Consider the following 20383-nt stretch of genomic DNA (forward strand, 5'->3'; position numbering starts at 1 on the left):
ATTACCCCGGACTTTTACTATGGCTTTAAACTACATTTTCGTATCCTTTTTTGTCATTGCTTTCATCATTGCGCTTCTGAAATTTATCCTTACCGGTGATGTGCAGAGTTTTAAGGCAATTACGGAAGGAATGCTGGAAATGGCCAAAGTTGCGGTGATGGACATCGCTTTGCCGCTTACCGGCGTGATGACATTTTTTCTGGGGATTCTAAATGTCGGTGAAAAAGCAGGCATCATTAATGCGCTCGCCAGGTTTATAGGCCCTTTTTTTAACAAACTTTTCCCCGAGGTTCCCAAAGATCACCCGGCAAACGGGCAGATGATCATGAACTTCTCCGCCAATTTCCTGGGGTTGGATAACGCAGCAACGCCTTTCGGGCTAAAAGCCATGCAGAGTTTGCAGGAGCTGAACCCAAGTAAGGATACGGCCAGCAATGCACAGATTATGTTCCTCGTTTTGCATACTTCTGGCTTGCAGATCATACCGCTTTCTATCATTGCACAAAGGGCCATTCTGGGTGCGGAAAGCCCCTCCGACGTATTTATTCCCTGTGTCGTGGGCACTTACATTACAACGGTAACGAGCATGCTGATCACCGCCGCCTGGCAGAAGATCAACCTCTTCAATAGGACTGTCATGCTCGGACTTGGCAGCATCACGACCATTATCGCGCTGATGCTGTGGTATTTATCCGGCCTTCCCAAAGAACAGATTGAAACGGTATCCATTTTCGTGGGTAATTCGGTGCTGCTCGGCGTTGTGGCAGGGTTTCTGTTTTGGGGAATGTATCGGAAAATCAATGTGTTTGAAACATTTATCGAAGGAGCAAAAGGTGGTTTTACGACATCCGTAACCATTATTCCCTATCTGGTCGGATTGCTTGTTGCGATCAGCGCATTCAGGGCTTGCGGAGCGATGGATTATTTGATCGACGGACTGAAATGGATGTTTGCATCAACCGGAATGAACACCGATTTCACGGATGCATTGCCCGTAGCACTCATGAAGCCGCTCAGCGGAAGCGGTGCGCGGGCATTAATGATCGACGCCATGAAGGAATTCGGGCCCGATTCATTTGTTGGGCGTTTGGTGTGTATTTTTCAAGGTTCGGCAGATACGACCTTGTATATTGTTGCGCTGTATTTTGGTTCAGTAGGCATTAAGAATACCCGCTACGCTATTGTGGCCGGACTAATTGCTGATTTAATAGGCGTTTTGGCCGGAATATGGCTGGGATATTTATTTTTTCACTGATTTTTTTGCACCTCTGCACGAATTGCCCTTTACCCTTCCTATGCAACCGTCCGTACAAAATGGATGGCTGTTTTTTCTGGTAAACACTAATATTGATTATCTAACTCTGACCTGCTTATGTTGAAATCGTTACGCAAATCCGCACTGCTGTTTATTGTATTTTGTGTATGTGTTGCGGGAAACACAGCCTTCGCACAGAAAGATACCAGCCAGGCAGCCAATACTTACTCACTCGAAGATTGCATCCGGATTGCGCTGGAAACCAATCCTTCCATAAAAATTTCAGAGCTTACCGTTCAGACCAACGGCAACATTTACGCCCAATCCAAATGGCAGCGCTGGCCAAGCATTAGTTTCAGCGCCAGCCAGGGTTTCAGTTCGGGTAGAAATATCGATCCTTTTACCAACCAGTTTGTGCAGCAGAATGTGAACTCGAACAACTATCAGCTAGGCGGGCAGCTCACATTGTTCAATGGTTTTCAGATAAAAAATAATATCAAGTTCAATAATGAAAATTACAAGGCAAGCGCCAAAGACCTGGATGCTGCCCGAAATGACATTATGCTGAATGTTGCATTGTCCTATCTGCAAGTGATGACCAACATTGAGCTCATCGGAGTGGCGAGGCTGCAAGTGGAAGCATCCCAGCTTCAAGTCGACCGGACTGCTAAGCTCGTTGAAGCAGGTACATTGGCAGAAAGCAATCTGCTCGACCTTAAAGCGCAGCTTGCTAACGACGAGCTCACATTGGTTAATGCCGAAAACAACCTTGAAACTGCGAAGTTGAATTTGAAACAGTTTATGAATATGCCCGGCAGTGAGCCTATTAACGTGGTTATGATCCAGGTAGCTGACCCAACTTTGCAAGCTTATGATGCCACGATCCAGGAGATATTTGAAGTAGCCCTCGGTAATCTGCCACAAATGCAAGCTGCGGAATTACGCATTGCAGCAGCAAAAACGAACATTGATCTGGCAAAAGGCGCAGCTTTACCTTCCTTAACATTAAACGGAGGGATTTACACAGCCTATTCCAGCGCAGCTCCAAAGGAACGTTTTGTGTCCGACGGTTCAGGAACTAAGATCACCGAAGTAATTTCGCCGACCGATTACATCATCGTTAACAGCCAGCAGCTGCCCATCGTCCAGAAAATTGAAACGCCAAATGGTGCCCTTCGCACATTCGGTTACCTGGATCAGCTGAACTTCAACAGAAACTCGGCCATTAATCTCAATTTAACCATTCCGATTTTTACCAATTTCAGGGTGAAATACAATGTTGCCAATGCCAAGATTCAGCAAAAAACATATGAATATCAGGCGCAGCAGGTTCAGTTGACGATCCGTAAAAATGTGGAACAGGCTTACATTGATATGACAAATGCAGCCAAGCGCTACTCGGCAACGGCCAATCAGGTGCAGGCGTTACAGGAAACATTCCGCGTTTCCCAGGTTCGTTTTGATGTTGGCGCAATCAACTCCGTGGAATACAACATTGCTAAGGCAAATCTGGACAGAGCGAATGGTAATCTTGTTCAGGCTAAATATGACTATGTTTTCCGAACCAAGATCCTTGATTTTTATATGAACCGTCCGTTATCGGATTTTTAAAAAAGGCTTTCATTTTTAGCCTAATGCCTCTAATCCTCAATCAACATTAATTGTAACAAAGTAAAATATGGCACGTAAATCTTCGAAACGGATCTGGTGGATCACAGCAGGCATTGTCGCACTTCTTGTGGCAGGTTTATTTGGAGCAAAACAAGCCGGTTACATTGGCAAGCCCAAAGCAACGGAGGTTGAGTATACCAATGTTAAAAAGACGGATATCATTGAGCGCGTAAGCGCTTCGGGCAAAGTTCAGCCGGAGGTTGAAGTTAAGCTCAGCCCGGACGTTTCAGGTGAGATTATCAGCCTGAATGTTGCGGAAGGAGATTCGGTGGTGAAAGGGCAACTTTTATTAAAAATCCGTCCTGACAACTATGAATCGTTGATGGCCCGCGCACAGGCAGCCGTCAATTCCAGCAAAGCCAACTACGAACAGACAAAAGCAATGGTTTCCCAAGCCGAAGCGCGGCTGTTGCAAGCGAAAGCGAATTTTGACAGAAACAAAAAACTATATAATGATAAGGTGATTTCGGCTGCTGATTACGAGCAGTTTGCCTCAACATTCGGTGTTGCGCAGCAGGATGTTGAATCTGCGAAAGCCAATGTTTCGGCCGCATTGTACAACATTAAAAGCGCCGAGGCGAGCTTGAAAGATGCAGCAGAAAACCTTCGAAAAACGAGCATTTTTGCACCGGTAACCGGGGTTGTATCCTTATTGAATGTAGAAGCGGGTGAGCGCGTGGTAGGAACTTCGCAAATGGCAGGAACCGAAATGATGCGCATTGCCAACCTGAGCAACATGGAAGTGCGTGTGAATGTGAACGAGAACGACATTGTGCGGGTGGCACTGGGCGACACGGCCGAAATAGATGTAGACGCATATAGCGCGTCCGGACGGAAGTTCAGGGGGATTGTCAAGGAAATTGCAAATACAGCGGCCGGCTTGGCTTCCGCAGCTTCCACAGGATCAGCCGTTTCCAGTGCCTCTGCCGATGCTGTGACCGAATTTGAGGTGAAGGTGAAGATATTGAATGAGTCCTTTGCGGATCTGATGGTTTCCAAATCGAAAAAATCCTACCCGTTCAAACCGGGCATGACCGCCTCGGTTGAGATTATTACGGAACGTAAAAATGGTGTGGTTTCCGTTCCAATAGCCGCTGTGACCACACGGAACAGCACGCCTCCCGTTGCTGCTGGTGCACGCCCCGGCGAGCAGACAGAGCAGGCTCCGGAAGAGGATGAGAAAAAGCCTAAGAAAGAGGAAGCGATCAAAGAAGTTGTGTTTGTGGATGTGAATGGTAAGGCAGAAATGAAAGAAGTGAAAACAGGCATCAGCGATTTTGAGAATATCGAGATTCTTTCCGGCCTTAAACCGGGCGATACCATTATTTCCGGCCCTTACATTGCGGTGTCCAAAAACCTGAAGAACGGCGACTTGGTAGAAAAAAAGAAAGAAGAAGTGAAAAAAGACGATAAGAAATCAAATGAAAACGCGAACTGATACGTTGTAAAAGGGTAATAAGTTCGATTTAGTTTAGGTTAAAAAAGAAAATCCTTGCGGCTTTGCTGCAAGGATTTTTTATTTTCTGTCAAAATCTTCTCATTTTTGAAAACATTCATTCATATCCAATTTATGCCTGAACACCTTTTCAGGCCTCAAAAATGAGTCTTTTAAACAACATTAAGATCGCCGTGATAGGAGGGGGCAGCTGGGCAACTGCGCTGATCAAAATCCTTTGTGAACAGAATAACGTCCAGATCCGGTGGTGGCTGCGAAACCAGAAAGATATTGAGCATATCCGTAAATTCCATCATAACCCCAGCTATCTGAGCGACGTGGTGCTTTCTCCCAAGAAAGTGAAGGTCTTTGAAAAGACCACAGAAGCCGTCAAAGGTGCTGATTACGTGATCCTGGCAGTTCCCGCCGCATTTATTCAGGAAGCATTGCGCGATCTTTCTTCGAAACATTTGCAGGGAAAAAGGATTGTTTCGGCCATTAAGGGCATGGTTCCGGACCAGAATATGCTTATTACGGACTGGGTTGCCAAAGAATACGGCATTGACCTGCAAGAAACCTGTGTGATAGCCGGCCCTTGCCATGCGGAAGAGGTGGCTTTGGAAAAGCAATCCTATTTATCGATCGCTTCCACGGAATGTCCGAGCGCGGAGGATTTTGCTAAACTGATGACCTGCCGCTACGTGACCGCGAACCCGCTCGACGATCTTTACGGCGTTGAATATGCGGCTGTGATGAAAAACATTGTAGCGCTGGCCTGCGGCATAACGCATGGACTGGGTTACGGCGATAATTTTCAGGCCGTGCTGGTTTCCAATGCCATGCAGGAAATCGGGAATTTCGTTACTGCCCTCGACCCGCGCGAACGCAATATGAGCTCTTCCGCATATCTGGGAGATCTGCTTGTGACGGCTTACTCACAGTTTAGCAGGAACAGGCTTTTTGGCAATATGATCGGCCGCGGATATAGCGTCAAGGCGGCGCAATTGGAGATGAAAATGATCGCGGAAGGTTACTATGCTACCAAAAGCATTACCGAAATGAACAAGATCCACCAGGTAAGCCTGCCCATAACAAGTGCCGTTTACCGCATTTTATACGAAGAGCAAGCGCCGGGCATGGTGATGGACGAGTTAAAGAAATTGCTCAAATAATAGCCCGTTCCGCCCAATTTTACGTACATTTTTCAGACATCAATATTTCAACTTCCTATGCGCATTCCAAAAAACCTGTGTGCCGGCCTGTTAACCGGTCTTTTGCTTTCTTCCGTCATGCTGACTTCCTGTAATTCTAAAAGTTCGGACAAAGCGGATAATGAGAATAAAGAGTTGAAGGATTCACTGGCAAGCGATAAGGAATTTGTTTTTGGAGATAAACGGGACTTTGCGCAATGCCATGCATCCACATTGGTAAGGCTGGATAACGGTCAATATCTGATCGCGTGGTTTGGTGGGACAGAGGAAAAGAATCCGGATGTAGGGATCTGGGTTTCCAAAGGTCAGCCGGGAAACTGGAGTGCGCCCAAAGAAGTGGCCAAAATCCGCGAAGACGCACATTGGAACCCGGTTTTGCAAAAAACCTCGGACGGTAAAATTATTTTATATTTCAAAGTAGGAAAAGAAATAGCGCATTGGGAAACCTGGGTGAAAACTTCGACTGATAATGGTGAAACGTGGTCGGATGCCTATGAGCTGGTAAAAGGCGATAAAGGAGGAAGAGGGCCTGTAAAAGACAAGCTGATCGAACTATCAAACGGCGACTGGCTGGCCGGCGCGTCCAACGAGGTAAACCGCTGGGAAGTTTTTGTAGACAGAAGCACGGACAAAGGTAAAACCTGGAAAGCAAGCCCTTACTTTAAAATTGATACAACAGAAATAAAAGGAAAAGGCGCAATCCAGCCTACATTGTGGGAATCCAAGCCCGGCACTGTGCATATGCTGGTAAGAACAACCGGAGGCGTGATCGGCAGAAGTGATTCTTTTGATAATGGAAAAACCTGGTCGACAATCAAGAAAACATCGCTTCCTAACCCGAACAGCGGCATTGACCTGGCCAAACTGCCCGACGGAACACTGGTGCTCGCTTACAACCCGAACGATAAAGACTGGGGTTCAAGATCGCCGCTTTCACTGATCATGTCATATGATAATGGTCAAAACTGGACGGATCGCATTGACATTGCAACGGGTAAAAAGGAAGACGAATATTCCTATCCGGCCATTATCAGTTTCGGGGACTCTGTGGCGGTGACGTATACATTCAACCGCCGGAAAATTGCATTCTGGTCGGGCAGCAAGAAAGAGATTATAGAACTGGCGGCAAAAAATAAGACCAAGGCGGCTCAGTAACCCATTAATTCCAGATCATAAGATTCAAGCATTTCAACACGCTTGCCCATTTTCTTCTGGATAATTTTGAAATGGTGCACGTCTTCCGGGCAGATCAGGGAAATCGCTTCTCCCGACGCTTCTGCCCGGCCCGTCCGGCCTATTCTGTGCACATAATCCTTTGGCGATCTGGGTAATTCAAAATTGATCACATATGGAAGAAACTGAATATCGATCCCGCGGGAAACAAGATCTGTGGCAACAAGCACGGTCAGTTTTCCTGCTTTGAATTTGTTTAAAGCCTCCGTCCGGGCGCCCTGGCTTTTCTTGCTGTGCATGGCCATAGCCTGGATTCCGTTCTTATTCAGCTTTTCAACCAGGTTATCAGCCGTTCTGGTTGCCGAAACAAATACCAGCACTTGCTTCATTTCCTGCGTTTTGATTAAATATCTCAGCAACGGTCCTCTGCGGTCCGGATCAACGAAATAACCCGTTTGCTTGATCAGATCCAGGTTTTGTTCTTCTTCCTCAATCTCAATGCGCACCGGGTTTCGGAGCTGCGTTTTGTTGATCTGGTCAACTTCTTCTCCTAATGTGGCAGAAAACAGAATGCTCTGGCGTTTTTTGGGCAAAAGGAAAAAGATGTCCTTCATTTCCTCTGCAAAGCCAAGATTCAACATTTTATCGGCTTCATCCAGGACTAAAATCTGCGTTTCTGAGATATTAAGCGCCTTGTGCGACAGCAAATCAATTAACCGGCCGGGCGTTGCCACCAGGATCTCAACACCTTGTAAACCAATCATTTGCGGATTGATCGAAACACCTCCATAAACAGCCAGCGTCTTCACCTTCCGTGGAAGCCGTTCGCCAAATGTTTGAAAAACAACAGCAATCTGCACCGCAAGCTCGCGCGTAGGCACCAGGACCAATGCAGAAATATGCCGGTTCGGGGCTGCCGGTTTTTTTTGAAATAATTCCAAAATCGGCAGGACGAAGCTGGCCGTCTTTCCCGAACCCGTCTTGGCAATGCCCAGCACATCATTTCCTTTCAAAATAGCCGGAATTGCTTCCTGCTGAATCGGATAAGGTTGAGTATAATTCTGTTCGGCAATGGTTTTTAATAATGGTTCGGACAAGCCAAGCGATTCGAAAGACATAAAGTGCTGCGCAGTTGGTCAAAAATATTTTTGTAAGCACAAAGATACCATTACCGCAGACAAATCGTCCATGCCCAGTCCGCAGCCACCCGACCATTTGACTTTTCTGAACATTTATTCTCCATAGACATGTCTTACAATCGCAGGGAATTTTTACAACAACTTGGATTTGGTGCATTACAATTAGGCATAATCAGCGCAATTCCCGCATCGGCCTGGGCTGAAACGTTACATTCTGGTTCTTTACCACGCAGCTCACCTGAATTGCAGGGATTATCGGCTAAAAATATTCTGGATTTCACCAACGCAGTGGAGGCAGACAAGCTCAATTTGCACAGTTTAATGATCCTACGCCAGGGAAAAGTGGTTGCGGAAGGCTGGTGGGCTCCATACGGGCCTGATATGAAGCATACGCTGTATTCGCTGAGCAAAAGTTTTACTTCGACGGCCATTGGATTGGCGGTTGGGGAGAAGAAGTTAAGTGTTGAAGACAAAGTTTTATCATTCTTTCCGGACGACAAACCGGCAACAGTGAGTGCGAATCTGGCCGCGATGCGGGTAAAAGATCTGCTTACCATGTCTACCGGGCACGATAAGGATGCCACCGGGCCTGTCAGGGAATCCAAGGAAAAGAATTGGGTAAAAGCATTTCTATCCTTGCCCGTGGAACATGAGCCGGGGACATTCTTTGTATACAACAGCGCGGCAACGTATATGCTGTCCGCAATCATCCAGAAAATCACCGGCCAGACATTGCTGCAATATCTGACGCCACGTCTTTTCGAACCACTCGGCATTGACGATCCGGATTGGGAAGTGGATCCGAACGGCATCAATACGGGAGGCTGGGGACTGCGGGTCAAGACCGAGGATATTGCCAAATTCGGCCAGCTTTATTTGCAGAAGGGTCAGTGGAACGGCAAGCGCATTTTGTCCGAAGCATGGGTGGAAGAAGCCACGCGTTCTCACATTATGTCCAAAGGAGGAGCCCGGAAACCGGAAGAAAACGATTGGCTGCAAGGTTACGGTTACCAGTTCTGGCGTTGCCGGAACGATGCTTACCGGGGCGATGGCGCTTACGGACAATATTGCATAGTGATGCCGAAGGAGGATATGGTGGTGGCAATTACCAGCGAAACAGGTGATATGCAAGCCATTCTCGACCACGTTTGGAACCACGTTCTTGCATCTGTGAAGTCGGCTCGCGTGCAGTCGGATAAGGATACGCAGGCGGAACTGCAAAAGAAATTAACATCACTAGCATTGCCGTTAACGCCTGGGAAACCAACCGCCGAGGGGGCGGCAAAACTTAACAACAAAAGCTTTAAAATAGACGATAACAGTCTGAAAGTGAATAAAGTATCCTTTGAATTTGCGAAAGGCTGGTGCTTGTTCCGGATGTACGACGATAAGGGGGAGCATTTGGTCGTGAATGGGTTGGGTAACTGGAAAATCGGGTTAACGGACCTTCCCGTCATGCCTTTGAAGCTAGTACTAACGCCTGTTCCGGGTGAAAAGCTGACCAAAGTAGCCGGTAACGGAGCCTGGGTAGACGAAAACACATTCGAAATGACCTGGCGCTTCGTCGAAACCGCCCACTACGAAACCATAACCTGCAAATTCGAAGCCGATAACGTAAACATTGAATTCAAACGCAGCCTGGCTATCCTGGGAAAAACAAAAGATTCCCGCCCTGTTTTGAGTGGGAAGATGATGGATTAGTCGTTATAAGGATATACGTTATTGTATTTTGGTTCAAACGCTTAGTTTTGCAAGTATTAAACTAATATCTCACACACATTATCCGAAACATGGCATTACACCTCCAATGGAATAAAGACAAGACATCCGTGAATGCAAAAAAGAAAATTCGGGAAAGTGATAAAGAGCAAGTGCCGCAAGACACGACCGAATATCTTTTGAGTGATTCCGTGAACAAAGCGCGCCTTTTAAAAGCGGTTGCAGATCTTAAAAACGGGAAGCTGAACATTCATGAACGCGAACTGATCGAATAATGAAGTTACTCTTCCACGACGAAGGTTGGGATGATTACTTATATTGGCAGGAAACGGACAAAAAAATAGTTAAGAAGATCAATGAGCTAATCAAGGCTTGCAGAAGATCCCCTTTTGAAGGAATAGGAAAACCCGAACCATTAAAAGGAGATCTTACTGAATGCTGGTCCAGAAGAATAACGGATGAGCACCGCCTTGTTTATGCCGTCGAAAACAATACGATCATTGTCCTGAAATGCCGGCACCATTATAAAAAGTAGAATTGCCCAAGCCTAATTAACTATCAAATCTTACTTCAAAATCAATCCATTTATGAAAAAGATATTTTTCCTTTCCTTGACATTACTAGTGATTGCTTTTGCTGCTCAGGCGCAGAAATTCAGGCCTTTGGATAAAAGTCCGCGTGATATTGCTTATTTCCCGGATCACTTTGCGCATGACCGGAAAGATGGAGAAAAGGCTTTGGTGAAAGTCTCGTATAGCCGCCCGTTTTTGAAAGGAAGAGAAGTTTTTGGTAAACTGGAACCTTACGGAAAAGTATGGAGAACGGGCGCGGACGAAGCGACCGAGATCAAATTTTATCAGGATGCAACATTCGGTGGCAAGAAAGTCAAAGCAGGCACTTATTCGCTTTTCTCGATTCCTGGCGAAAAAGAATGGACTGTAATCCTGAGCTCAGACCTGGATTACTGGGGCGCTTACAAATATAAAGAAGGCAGCGATGTCCTTCGGGTAACGGCTCCTGTGAAAAAAGCAGAAGCACCGATCGAGAATTTTTCTATCGTATTTGAGAAAGTTTCAGACACTTCTGCGAAGATGTTTATGGGCTGGGCCGATGCAGTGGTTGAGGTTCCGGTTAGTTTTTAACTGCTCTTCAAGCGGTAATTTACTAAGTCAAAGGGCGAAATATGCCTGAATAGCAAAGTGGCATCATTATTGTAAAAAGCAGATCAAAGGTTGAGAAACCGATGATCTGCTTTTTACTTTTAATACCATCACAGAATGAAGACAAATTGCCTCATAATTGCCTGCACATGCCTGGCCCTAACGCTGGGCGGGTGCAGCACCAAAGTAAGCGATGAAGAAAAAGAAGCTGCCGCAAAAAGTGGCCCTGATTCAGTTGAAACAGTTACCGACAGCCTTACATTACCTGCACCATTTACCACCGAGTCGGTTGAAAACAGACCCGAGGAGGCTGGCTGGCCCGAAGGAAAAATGCCAACTGCGCCAGCGGGTTTCACGGTCAGCAAATATGCAGATAAGCTAAAAAATCCACGCTGGACTTACGTTGCACCGAATGGAGACGTTTTAGTTGCGGAATCCAATACGAAAAAGAGCGCGGACAGGATCACCCTTTTGCGTGATGTCAACAAAGATGGTAAGCCTGAAATCAAGGAAATTTTCATGGAAAACCTGAAACAGCCATTGGGAATGCTGGTGCTTAAAAACTACTTCTATGTGGCCAATACCAACGGCGTTTTCAGATATCCTTACAAAGGCGGGGAAACCAAAATAACGAGTAAAGGCGAAAAGATCCTTGATTTGCCGGCTGGCGGTTATAATAATCACTGGACGAGGAACTTGCTGGCAAATGCGGACGGATCTAAAATCTATATTTCGGTAGGATCGGCGAGTAATGTGGCGGATCATGGCATGGATGAGGAGAAGCGCAGGGCCAATATTTTGGAAATAAATCCGGACGGATCGGGGGAACGAATTTACGCTAGCGGCTTGCGCAACCCGGTTGGGATGGATTGGGCGCCTGGTTCTAATGTACTCTGGACGGCTGTAAATGAGCGGGATAAGCTCGGTGATGAGTTGGTTCCCGATTATGTTACAAGTGTAAAGGAAGGCGGTTTTTATGGCTGGCCGTATGCGTATTTTGGAAAAAATGAGGATCCAAGAAGAAAGGGTGAACGCTCCGATCTTGTAGCCAAAACCCTTGTGCCCGATGTGCCGTTAGGATCACACACAGCCTCACTAGGACTCGCATTCTATGACAAAACACAGTTTCCAGCCAAATACCAGAACGGTGCATTCATAGGCCAGCACGGCTCATGGAACAGCTCGAAACTAACGGGTTACAAAGTTGTATTTATCCCATTCAAAAACGGCAAACCAGCTGGAAAGCCAGAGGATTTTCTAACTGGATTTATAGAAAGTGAAAAGAAAGTGTACGGCCGCCCGGTGGGAGTGACCGTTATGGAAGATGGTTCGATGCTGGTCAATGATGACTCGGCTGGGACAATCTGGCGTGTGAGCGCTAAGTAAAAAATTGGCTATGGGAGATAAAATAGCGGCCTGGTGTAAAACCAGGCCGCTTTTTGTTTTTGTAATAAAATAAATTTGAAAATAAATGAAGCTTTGCTTGTTATAATATACCAATCGGTATATTTTTGTATTGTTAATTTGAAGCATATGAATAAGGCAGAAAAAACCAGGCAATTTATCATTGAAAAAACGGCACCGATTTTCAATGTAAAGGGCTATTCGGGAACTTCAATTAATGATATGATTGAAGCAACAGGCCTTACAAAAGGAAGCATTTATGGGAACTTCCGTAACAAGGACGAAGTGGCCCTGGCGGCTTTTGATTTTAACCTGAAAAAAATGTTCACCGCCGTCCAGGCCGAAATGGATGCGCAGAAATCGGTGAAGGAAAAGTTGCTGGTGTATGTGCGCATTTATGAAAACTTCCTGACTTACCCGTTTCCCGAAGGCGGCTGTCCCATCCTCAACACTTCTATCGAAGCCGACGACACACATCCCCCGCTGCGCCAAAAAGCGGCTGACGCCATTTATTCATGGAAAAATAAAATTGAAGCCTTGATTAAAAAAGGGATCGTAGATAATGAGCTGAGTGCCAATCTGGAACCGGAAGAAGTGGCTATCACATTGATCGCGTTGGTCGAAGGAGGGATTATGATCAGTAAAGTTACGGGTAAGCTGCAATACAGGACGGCGATAATGAAAGCAGTAAAAAAGATGATTGAAGATTTGTAACTATTTTTTTAACCATAAATATACCGATCGGTATATTTTAATATTTGATTGTTCATTTAAACAAAAACAAAAATGAAAACGACGGGAAATACAATTTTGATCACGGGAGGAAGCGCTGGAATCGGATTTGAGATAGCGAAGATTTTTTCGGAAAAGGGAAACAATGTGATCATCACGGGCAGAAACGAAGCGCGGCTCAACAGCGCCGTGGCAAAACTGAAAAACACAACGGCCATTGTGAGTGACGTTGCTGATAAGCAGGATGTAGACAAGCTGGTAACAACATTAAAAAGCGATTTTCCAGACCTGAACGTTGTGATTAATAATGCCGGCACAGCATCTTACTATCTCCTTAATAATGTGGATAATGCTTATGAACGTGCCGAGGAAGAGATTTTGACCAATTATTTATCAATTATTGGCATCAATCAGAAATTGTCGCCATTGTTAATCACCCAGGCAGAATCCGCAATCGTAAATGTTTCCAGCATCGCGGCTTTTGTGCCTAATCACGTGATCCCGACTTATGCCGCGAGCAAAGCAGCATTGCATTCCTACACGCAATCACTGCGGTTGACATTAGCAAAAACAACTTCCACAAAGGTTTTTGAACTGATGCCGCCCTTGGTTAACACAGATTTTTCAACCGAAATCGGTGGAGAAAACGGCATTGCGCCACGCGAAGTAGCCGAGGCTTTGGTTCATGCATTTGAGACAGATACATACGAAATCCGGGTTGGGAGGACTGCCGAGCTATTTGGATTATTCCTGCAATCGCCCGAACAGGCGCTGCTGGCAATGAACCCGGGAAGTGCAGCCTGATATTCGCATACCGACCGGTGACAATTTCAAAACTGAACAAAAAGAGAAAATGAAGCAGAAAATTGCGTTTGCCATGATTATGGGAGTGATTACTACGGGTATAATTTCCTTCAGTTTGGTTTCTATAAATATTGGATTTGTTGCCAATTTTTTGGTGATTTGGCTGAAATCCTGGATCATGGCCTATATGCTGGTCATCCCGGTGATACTAATAGTTGGTCCAAGAGTGCAAAAAATGGTGGAAGCCTTATTCAAAGATGCAGTGACTCAGGAGTTTGACAAATAACGCCTGATGTTGTCGAGAAAATCTAAATTTTTATGAGAAGAGTAGTTGTTACTGGTTTGGGAGTTATTTCTCCCCTCGGAAATTCGGTAGATGAATTTTGGGAAAATATTGTGAATGGTAAAAGCGGTGCTGCTACCATTACGAAAATGGATGTTTCTAAGTTTAAGACGCAATTCGGCTGCGAAGTCCGCAATTTCGTTGCTGAGGATTATATCGATAAAAAAGAGCTGAAAAAATACGATCTGCACACGCAGTATGCCATTGCTGCATCGGATACGGCCATCAAGGACGCCGGGCTGGATTTCAGCACGGTTGAGTTGGAAGACCGCTACGATATGGGCGTGATCTGGGCCACAGGAAACGGTGGAATGGGCACTTTTGAAGACCAGCTGCTGGAATTCCATGCATCGAATGGTGTGCCGCGTTTCAGTCCTTTCTTTATCCCAAAAATGATCGTGGACATTGCAGCAGGCGTTATTTCTATCCGCCATAAGCTGCACGGTCCCAATTATTGTACAGTTTCTGCTTGTGCATCGTCCAATACGGCGGTGATCAGCGCATTTGACACCATTAAAATGGGCAAAGCGAAGCTGATGATAGCAGGAGGCTCGGAAGCAGCGATCATTTACTCTGCATTGGGTGGATTCGGTGCGGCGCAGGCGTTGTCCAAACGCAATGATGCACCTGAAAAAGCATCCCGTCCGTTCGATAAGGACCGTGATGGTTTCGTAATGGGTGAAGGAGCGGCCGCTTTGGTTCTGGAAGACCTGGACTATGCAGTGGCCCGCGGAGCAACCATTTATGCTGAAATTGTCGGAGGCGGAATGGCGGCGGACGCTTACCATTTAACGGGCACGCCACCAGATGGAATGGGCGCAGCGCTGGGAATGAGAAAAGCTTTAAAAGAGGCCGAGATCACTCCCGACAAGATTGATTACGTAAATGCGCATGCGACATCCACGGGGCTGGGCGATATGAGCGAGCTGAATGGCATCAAAACCGTTTTTGGGGATCACCCGGTGGCAATCAGCGCTACAAAGTCGATGACCGGACACTTGTTGGGAGCTGCCGGAGCCATTGAAAGCATTGTGTCTATCCTGGCTGTGAAGCACGACATTATCCCCGGAACGATCAATACGGAGACGCTTGATGAGGCTACGCCGGAAGGGCTGAACATTATACTTGGCGAATCTGTGAAGCAAACCGTGAATTATGCGGTGAACAACACATTTGGCTTCGGCGGCCACACGGCAACTTCTATATTCAAAAAATACACGGAGTAACCCGAAGGCTAATCCGTAATTTCCGAAAGGACTTCTACAACCCCGTTTTCATCGTTACTCTTAGCGATGAAACGGGCTATTTTTTTAATATCCGGGTGCGCGTTCGCCATTGCGTACGAGTAATGTCCTTTCGTAAGCATTTCCAGGTCATTAAGATAATCGCCGAAGATCATGGTCTGGTCAAACGTAATGTTGAATTTCTCCTGCAAAACCTCCATAGCACGGCCTTTATTGGCTTTTTTGTGCGAAATGTCCAGCCAGATCGGCCCTGAGATTTTTACTTGCAAATTGTCTTCAAAATGCTTGTAATGCGGATAGCTGTTCACTTCCGAACCAGCCAAGTCGCAAAGCGTAAATTTCAGGAATTGGTCATCTTCCACTTTTGTCAGATCTTCAACAATCTCATATCTCTCAAAATACAGTTTTAAATGGTTGATGAATTCAGGCTCGTCATTTTCTACGTAAGCCTTTTTCTTTCCACAGATCACTGCATATGTGTCCTTAATCGGGCGTGAAATCTGCACCAGTTCCCGCACAATGTCTGCTTCAATGGGTTGAATGTGGATTTCCTCATCTTTAAAGACAACGTAGCTGCCATTTTCAGCAGCAAAAATCACCTCGTCTTTTACTTGTTCCAATGCTTTGGCCAGATTGAAATATTGGCGCCCGCTCGCGGCGACGAAAATGACGCCGTTGTCTCTTAATTTTCTGAAAACGGGGAAGAAAGATTCGTGTATTTCGTGTTTGGAGTTCAAAAGCGTGCCGTCCATGTCGGTCGCTACAAGCCTGATATCGGAAAAAGTCATATTGAATGCTAATGTTCTGCTTAAATCAAGCCAAATATACTGGCTAAGGTTCCGTTTTTTGTATTATTAAAATATCCTGAGTTGAGAAACGAATGATTTTCAGCGCCTCCGAACCCGCGGAAATGTTTTGCTGTTCCCTCCATACATCCATCCACACCGTTTGATACACATTACCAGCTCCATGAAATTTTCGAAACACTATCTGGCAGCATTTATCTCATTTGTAATCTGGGGGTTTTTCAGTCTGGCATTGAAACCGTTAAAGGCTTACGCTTCGCTTGATATTCTCTTTTACCGCGTCTTTTTGTGTGCCGTTATCATGGCTGTGATCAGCCTGTTCGTTAGGGTAAAAGTGTTGAAGGAAAATGTGAAAACGTTCCGTCAGATGCCTTCTGAGCAGAGAAAACGGGTCACATTACTGACGCTCGCAGGTGGCATATTACTGACCGCAAACTGGTTTTTCTTCATTTACGTGATGAACCACATCAGTGTGAAAGCGGCGTCCTTTGCTTACCTAGTCTGTCCCATTATGACAACCGTGATTGCGTATTTTGTATTAAATGAAAAATTGAGCAAATGGCAGTGGGCAGCAGTTTCACTGAGCATAGTAAGCTGTATGTTGCTGTCTTTCAGTAATGTTGCCGATATTGCTTACAGTCTTATCGTTGCGCTTTCTTATGCATTTTATCTGGTCAGTCAGCGTAAGAATGTGGGTATGGATAAATTTTTGGTCCTGACCGTCCAGATCATTTTCTCGGCCCTGATCCTGCTTCCGTTCTATCCGCAATACAGCGAAGCATTGCCAACCGAATTTTCATTTTACGCGTTGATATTTGTGATCGCGGTGCTGTTTACCATCGTTCCGCTGTATATGAACCTGTACGCGTTGCAGAGCGTAACTTCATCTACTATGGGCATCTTATTGTATATCAATCCGTTGATGAATTTCTTCATTGCGCTTGTGTACTTTCATGAGCCCATCAATTCCATTCAGATTACCGCTTATTCGCTGATCTTACTTTCAATTGTGGTTTTTAATGAGCGGTTTATATTTGGAAGAAGGCGCGCTGCTTTGGGTTAAGGTTTTTGGTAAACCAATGAGTTGATAAAGCCGCTGTAAAAGGATCTTTGAAAAATCGTTTTAAAACCAGCCTTACTGAACAACATTGCGGTGTCGGGCAGCTTTTTTGCTTCCACTTCTGAAAGGATTCCGAAGAACAAATACATGGATTTCAGCAGCCATTTCTGCCAAAATTTACCGGGCTTTTCTTCCACATTAAAATCCGTAAAAAGCCAGATTCCATTTGAAATAAGAATGTTATGGAGGTTTTGAAAAGCGACTTCCGCTTTATCCTGTTTGAAATTATCAAACAAAAATGAGGTGATAATAACATCAAATTGATGAGCAGATTGGAATGACTCGACAGCTGCGTGAATGAACCGGACATTATTATTCCCGGCATCGCGCTTCCTGGCTATATCCAGCATTTTCTCCGACATTTCAATGTAGGTAATGTCAATGTTATATGGCCGTATGCGTGATATTTCTTCCAGAACCGCGCCCGTTCCTCCGCCTGCAATGAGAATGTTCGCTCTCTCCGGAATGAAGTGCAGAACGGAGCGTTGGGCATCCGTCAGCGCATTTCCGAACACCAGCTTTGAAAGCCCGTCATAAAACCCCGCAACCCGGTCGTAATTGTTTTTCATGACCTTAATGATAAGTAAAAAAGCTTCCTGTAATTCCACAGATGGCTTTTACCAGCAGTAATCCGTCAATCACGATGAGATAGAATAGCACGCTTTTGGGTTTTTGTAACGCAAAAGCGACGCCCAGCAGGCAAACAAACGGAAGCAAATTGAGCATCAATGTGGGTGTGCTCAGCCGTTGGAAAAATGCGAACGAAAGGAACGAAAGCAATCCGATCAGCAGCAGCGGAACGAGCACATAAACGATCGTATTACTCAGCCCGATCCGCACGGCGAACGTTTTCAGTTGAATGTTGGCATCGTCCTCATAGTCTTTCATATCAAACATAATCGCATTCACCGTACAGAACATCCAGTTTTTTACAAATAACCAAAACATGAAAATGGGCTCATGAACCACAATTCCCTGCTCGATACGCAGCATGGTAATGGGAAACACATTCACGAAACCGGCCCACACAAAGCCGATAACAAATGCTTTCAGCCAGCCCGTATTGCGAAGGTTGAACGAGATAAGCGACTTGGGAAGCAGTCCGTAGTAAAGGATTGCCGCGCCGGGAATGCTTAGGAGCAAAAGCCAATTTGCTAGCGGCAAATGCAGTAATTTTGTAAAATCCCGGATCAAAAACCAGCCGCTGATCCCCGCACAAATCGTAAAAAGCACATATTGACTAATCCGCGTAAAGTTGTAATGCGTGCGATACCATTCCGTTCTCGGATTGCTCGAAAACGCAGTGCCCGGTGGGATGGAGTAGGCAATGGTGTAGTAAAAAACCGTGGCACAAAAAATAAGAATGTAGTAGGGAACAGCATTAAATGGCAGCCTGAGCTGGAACATGGTTTCGAGCGACAATGCCACTGCCAGCAGGCCAACGAAATAGTTTGCGAAGAAAACAAACGAAACAATTTTCCTAACCATTATCCGAACCTTTATCGCTATTTCCTATCTTAGGAATTAGATTAATTGTTAAACCAACATTTCCATGAAAAAAGTCTCCTTTGTTTTCCTGTTGTTTTTTGCCGTTCAGATCCAGCCTGGCTTTTCACAAAGCAAAGATCCGGTGGTTGAAAACATTGTTAAAGAAGCAACCGAAAATTCACAACTGGAAAAATTGGCGCACGAATTAATGGACGTCATCGGGCCAAGGCTCGTAGGCTCGCCGCAAATGATGCAGGCACACGAGTGGGCAGTGGCGAAATACAAAGGCTGGAACATTACAGCGAAAAACGAAAAGTGGGGTGAATGGCGCGGCTGGGAACGCGGCGTGTCACACATTGATATGGTGGCGCCGCGCGTAAAATCGCTCGAAGGCATGCAGCTGGCGTGGAGCCCTGGCACGGGTGGAAAAACGGTTACAGCTGACGTGATCATTCTCCCGGATGTGGCTGATTCACTGGCTTTTCAGAAATGGTTGCCCACTGCCAAAGGCAAATTTGTCATGATCAGCATGAACCAGCCAACGGGCCGTCCGGACTATAACTGGCAGGAATTCGGTACAAAAGAATCATTTGAAAAAATGAAAAAAGACCGAGATGCACAAACTGAAGCCTGGGCAAACCGCATGAAAAAAAGCGGTTATAATGCGCGAACATTGCCGCTGGCACTGGAAAAAGCTGGGGCAGCAGGCGTGGTTATGTCTTATTGGTCAAAGGGTTTTGGTGCAAATAAAATTTTTGGTGCTTATACAAAGGCAATCCCCACCATTGACATTTCTCTGGAAGATTACGGCTTGTTATATCGCCTGTCGGAATCGGGTCATACGCCTAAAATCAGCGTTCGGGCGGATGCGAAAGAAACGGGCGTAAGCCAGACATTCAATACAATTGGCGAAATAAAAGGCTCAGAAAAACCGAATGAATATGTGATCCTTTCCGCACATTTCGATTCCTGGGATGGCGGAACTGGTGCTACGGACAACGGAACGGGCACCATTGTGATGATGGAAGCCATGCGTATACTCAAAAAAGTATATCCGAATCCCAAAAGAACAATCCTGGTCGGACATTGGGGAAGCGAAGAGCAAGGGCTGAATGGCTCGCGCGCATTTGTGGAAGATCACCCGGAAATTGTGCAGAATATTCAGGCGGTTTTCAATCAGGATAATGGCACGGGACGGGTTATTAATCTCTCTGGTCAAGGTTTTCTGAATTCCTACGACTACCTGGGCCGCTGGCTCTCCAAGGTTCCGGAGAACATTAAAGCGCCTATCGAATCTAAATTCCCCGGTGCACCCGGCGCGGGCGGCTCTGATTTTGCCTCATTTGTGGCAGCAGGAGCACCCGCATTCTCATTAAGCTCCTTGAACTGGTCCTACGGAACCTATACATGGCACACCAACCGCGACACGTACGACAAAATCGTGTTCGATGATGTGCGGAGCAATGCAATTCTTGCCGCTATAATGGCTTACCAAGCCAGTGAAGATCCCGCCAAAACATCTCGCGAAAAGAGCGTTCTGCCACTAAATTCAAAAGGGGAGCCGGGAGCATGGCCGGAGCCAAGAAAGCCGACACGTCGTGGCGGTTTGGATTAGGAATTGTTTTATTTGTCGTGCCGGGCAGTTGTGAGACAGGGAGTTGAAAATGTTTTAACTGATT

The 20383-nt window shown here is 45.9% G+C and carries 20 protein-coding genes; 16 read left to right on the plus strand and 4 right to left on the minus strand.

What is annotated here, in order from left to right; genetic code table 11:
• Positions 1-19: 19 nt before the first annotated feature.
• The 5 genes from NFI80_RS23115 to NFI80_RS23135 all read left to right on the plus strand — a co-directional run bounded on the left by NFI80_RS23115 (position 20) and on the right by NFI80_RS23135 (position 6727).
• Positions 20-1255 carry a spore maturation protein gene (locus tag NFI80_RS23115; protein ID WP_233797257.1) on the plus strand — a complete coding sequence of 412 codons (1236 nt, stop codon included), beginning with the start codon at positions 20-22 and terminating at the stop codon, positions 1253-1255.
• A 117-nt stretch (positions 1256-1372) separates the two neighbouring features.
• The gene (locus NFI80_RS23120; RefSeq protein ID WP_235159251.1) at positions 1373-2866 is read left to right on the plus strand and encodes a TolC family protein; all 1494 of its coding nucleotides are present in this window, start codon (positions 1373-1375) and stop codon (positions 2864-2866) included.
• A 67-nt stretch (positions 2867-2933) separates the two neighbouring features.
• Positions 2934-4364, plus strand: a complete 1431-nt coding sequence (locus NFI80_RS23125; protein ID WP_235159252.1) for an efflux RND transporter periplasmic adaptor subunit — start codon at positions 2934-2936, stop codon at positions 4362-4364.
• A gap of 161 nt (positions 4365-4525) precedes the next feature.
• Complete coding sequence (locus NFI80_RS23130; RefSeq protein ID WP_233797254.1) at positions 4526-5533, plus strand: NAD(P)H-dependent glycerol-3-phosphate dehydrogenase; 1008 nt, start codon at positions 4526-4528, stop codon at positions 5531-5533.
• Between the two features lie 57 nt (positions 5534-5590).
• The gene (locus tag NFI80_RS23135; RefSeq protein WP_235163966.1) at positions 5591-6727 is read left to right on the plus strand and encodes a sialidase family protein; all 1137 of its coding nucleotides are present in this window, start codon (positions 5591-5593) and stop codon (positions 6725-6727) included.
• Here the strand turns inward: NFI80_RS23135 and NFI80_RS23140 are convergent.
• Positions 6721-7863: a DEAD/DEAH box helicase gene (locus NFI80_RS23140; protein ID WP_026628405.1), complete on the minus strand. Its 1143-nt coding sequence runs from the start codon at positions 7861-7863 to the stop codon at positions 6721-6723. The two genes, NFI80_RS23135 and NFI80_RS23140, sit on opposite strands and share 7 nt — an antisense overlap.
• 129 nt (positions 7864-7992) lie before the next feature.
• On the opposite strand from NFI80_RS23140, the gene NFI80_RS23145 reads away from it, so the two are divergent.
• The 9 genes from NFI80_RS23145 to fabF all read left to right on the plus strand — a co-directional run bounded on the left by NFI80_RS23145 (position 7993) and on the right by fabF (position 15272).
• Complete coding sequence (locus tag NFI80_RS23145; protein ID WP_235163967.1) at positions 7993-9585, plus strand: serine hydrolase domain-containing protein; 1593 nt, start codon at positions 7993-7995, stop codon at positions 9583-9585.
• Between the two features lie 89 nt (positions 9586-9674).
• Entirely contained in the window at positions 9675-9878 is a 204-nt protein-coding gene (locus tag NFI80_RS23150) for a hypothetical protein (RefSeq protein ID WP_235163968.1), read from the plus strand.
• Positions 9878-10138: a Txe/YoeB family addiction module toxin gene (locus NFI80_RS23155; RefSeq protein ID WP_235159258.1), complete on the plus strand. Its 261-nt coding sequence runs from the start codon at positions 9878-9880 to the stop codon at positions 10136-10138. Before NFI80_RS23150 ends, NFI80_RS23155 begins: the two co-directional genes overlap by 1 nt.
• Before the next feature lie 52 nt (positions 10139-10190).
• Positions 10191-10745 carry a DUF2911 domain-containing protein gene (locus NFI80_RS23160; protein WP_235159259.1) on the plus strand — a complete coding sequence of 185 codons (555 nt, stop codon included), beginning with the start codon at positions 10191-10193 and terminating at the stop codon, positions 10743-10745.
• Positions 10746-10880: 135 nt separating this feature from the next.
• Positions 10881-12149 carry a PQQ-dependent sugar dehydrogenase gene (locus tag NFI80_RS23165; RefSeq protein WP_235163969.1) on the plus strand — a complete coding sequence of 423 codons (1269 nt, stop codon included), beginning with the start codon at positions 10881-10883 and terminating at the stop codon, positions 12147-12149.
• 147 nt (positions 12150-12296) lie between these two features.
• Complete coding sequence (locus NFI80_RS23170) at positions 12297-12881, plus strand: TetR/AcrR family transcriptional regulator (RefSeq protein WP_235163970.1); 585 nt, start codon at positions 12297-12299, stop codon at positions 12879-12881.
• A gap of 72 nt (positions 12882-12953) precedes the next feature.
• Complete coding sequence (locus NFI80_RS23175; RefSeq protein WP_235163971.1) at positions 12954-13703, plus strand: SDR family oxidoreductase; 750 nt, start codon at positions 12954-12956, stop codon at positions 13701-13703.
• Between the two features lie 49 nt (positions 13704-13752).
• Positions 13753-13989 (plus strand): DUF2798 domain-containing protein, encoded by a 237-nt coding sequence (locus NFI80_RS23180; RefSeq protein ID WP_235159262.1) that lies wholly within the window; start codon positions 13753-13755, stop codon positions 13987-13989.
• Between the two features lie 32 nt (positions 13990-14021).
• Entirely contained in the window at positions 14022-15272 is a 1251-nt protein-coding gene (gene fabF / locus NFI80_RS23185) for a beta-ketoacyl-ACP synthase II (RefSeq protein ID WP_235163972.1), read from the plus strand.
• Positions 15273-15280: 8 nt separating this feature from the next.
• Here fabF and NFI80_RS23190 read toward each other — a convergent pair whose 3' ends face one another.
• Positions 15281-16078, minus strand: coding sequence for an HAD family hydrolase (locus NFI80_RS23190; RefSeq protein WP_235163973.1), 798 nt, complete (start codon positions 16076-16078; stop codon positions 15281-15283).
• 181 nt (positions 16079-16259) lie between these two features.
• Between NFI80_RS23190 and NFI80_RS23195 the strand changes: the two genes are divergently transcribed.
• Positions 16260-17159 carry an EamA family transporter gene (locus NFI80_RS23195; RefSeq protein WP_235159264.1) on the plus strand — a complete coding sequence of 300 codons (900 nt, stop codon included), beginning with the start codon at positions 16260-16262 and terminating at the stop codon, positions 17157-17159.
• Here the strand turns inward: NFI80_RS23195 and NFI80_RS23200 are convergent.
• Together NFI80_RS23200 and NFI80_RS23205 are read right to left on the minus strand one after the other, a co-directional pair.
• A complete protein-coding gene (locus NFI80_RS23200; RefSeq protein WP_235159265.1) occupies positions 17156-17785 on the minus strand; it encodes a class I SAM-dependent methyltransferase in 630 nt (209 codons plus the stop codon). The genes NFI80_RS23195 and NFI80_RS23200 overlap by 4 nt on opposite strands.
• Before the next feature lie 4 nt (positions 17786-17789).
• Positions 17790-18704: a UbiA family prenyltransferase gene (locus tag NFI80_RS23205; RefSeq protein WP_235159266.1), complete on the minus strand. Its 915-nt coding sequence runs from the start codon at positions 18702-18704 to the stop codon at positions 17790-17792.
• Positions 18705-18768: 64 nt separating this feature from the next.
• Between NFI80_RS23205 and NFI80_RS23210 the strand changes: the two genes are divergently transcribed.
• Positions 18769-20319, plus strand: coding sequence for a M20/M25/M40 family metallo-hydrolase (locus tag NFI80_RS23210; RefSeq protein WP_235159267.1), 1551 nt, complete (start codon positions 18769-18771; stop codon positions 20317-20319).
• Positions 20320-20383 lie beyond the last annotated feature (64 nt).

Origin of the sequence: Dyadobacter chenhuakuii, assembly GCF_023821985.2 — a bacterium.
GTDB lineage: Bacteria > Bacteroidota > Bacteroidia > Cytophagales > Spirosomataceae > Dyadobacter > Dyadobacter chenhuakuii.

Excerpts from the sequence above, each read along its gene's own strand:
- fabF (WP_235163972.1), top strand. The coding sequence starts at position 14,022 with ATGAGAAGAGTAGTTGTTACTGGTTTGGGAGTTATTTCTCCCCTCGGA.
- NFI80_RS23140 (WP_026628405.1), bottom strand. The coding sequence starts at position 7,863 with ATGTCTTTCGAATCGCTTGGCTTGTCCGAACCATTATTAAAAACCATT.
- NFI80_RS23145 (WP_235163967.1), top strand. The coding sequence starts at position 7,993 with ATGTCTTACAATCGCAGGGAATTTTTACAACAACTTGGATTTGGTGCA.
- NFI80_RS23160 (WP_235159259.1), top strand. The coding sequence starts at position 10,191 with ATGAAAAAGATATTTTTCCTTTCCTTGACATTACTAGTGATTGCTTTT.
- NFI80_RS23130 (WP_233797254.1), top strand. The coding sequence starts at position 4,526 with ATGAGTCTTTTAAACAACATTAAGATCGCCGTGATAGGAGGGGGCAGC.
- NFI80_RS23170 (WP_235163970.1), top strand. The coding sequence starts at position 12,297 with ATGAATAAGGCAGAAAAAACCAGGCAATTTATCATTGAAAAAACGGCA.
- NFI80_RS23150 (WP_235163968.1), top strand. The coding sequence starts at position 9,675 with ATGGCATTACACCTCCAATGGAATAAAGACAAGACATCCGTGAATGCA.
- NFI80_RS23175 (WP_235163971.1), top strand. The coding sequence starts at position 12,954 with ATGAAAACGACGGGAAATACAATTTTGATCACGGGAGGAAGCGCTGGA.
- NFI80_RS23115 (WP_233797257.1), top strand. The coding sequence starts at position 20 with ATGGCTTTAAACTACATTTTCGTATCCTTTTTTGTCATTGCTTTCATC.
- NFI80_RS23180 (WP_235159262.1), top strand. The coding sequence starts at position 13,753 with ATGAAGCAGAAAATTGCGTTTGCCATGATTATGGGAGTGATTACTACG.
- NFI80_RS23200 (WP_235159265.1), bottom strand. The coding sequence starts at position 17,785 with ATGAAAAACAATTACGACCGGGTTGCGGGGTTTTATGACGGGCTTTCA.
- NFI80_RS23205 (WP_235159266.1), bottom strand. The coding sequence starts at position 18,704 with ATGGTTAGGAAAATTGTTTCGTTTGTTTTCTTCGCAAACTATTTCGTT.
- NFI80_RS23125 (WP_235159252.1), top strand. The coding sequence starts at position 2,934 with ATGGCACGTAAATCTTCGAAACGGATCTGGTGGATCACAGCAGGCATT.
- NFI80_RS23135 (WP_235163966.1), top strand. The coding sequence starts at position 5,591 with ATGCGCATTCCAAAAAACCTGTGTGCCGGCCTGTTAACCGGTCTTTTG.
- NFI80_RS23190 (WP_235163973.1), bottom strand. The coding sequence starts at position 16,078 with ATGACTTTTTCCGATATCAGGCTTGTAGCGACCGACATGGACGGCACG.
- NFI80_RS23120 (WP_235159251.1), top strand. The coding sequence starts at position 1,373 with ATGTTGAAATCGTTACGCAAATCCGCACTGCTGTTTATTGTATTTTGT.
- NFI80_RS23155 (WP_235159258.1), top strand. The coding sequence starts at position 9,878 with ATGAAGTTACTCTTCCACGACGAAGGTTGGGATGATTACTTATATTGG.
- NFI80_RS23210 (WP_235159267.1), top strand. The coding sequence starts at position 18,769 with ATGAAAAAAGTCTCCTTTGTTTTCCTGTTGTTTTTTGCCGTTCAGATC.
- NFI80_RS23195 (WP_235159264.1), top strand. The coding sequence starts at position 16,260 with ATGAAATTTTCGAAACACTATCTGGCAGCATTTATCTCATTTGTAATC.
- NFI80_RS23165 (WP_235163969.1), top strand. The coding sequence starts at position 10,881 with ATGAAGACAAATTGCCTCATAATTGCCTGCACATGCCTGGCCCTAACG.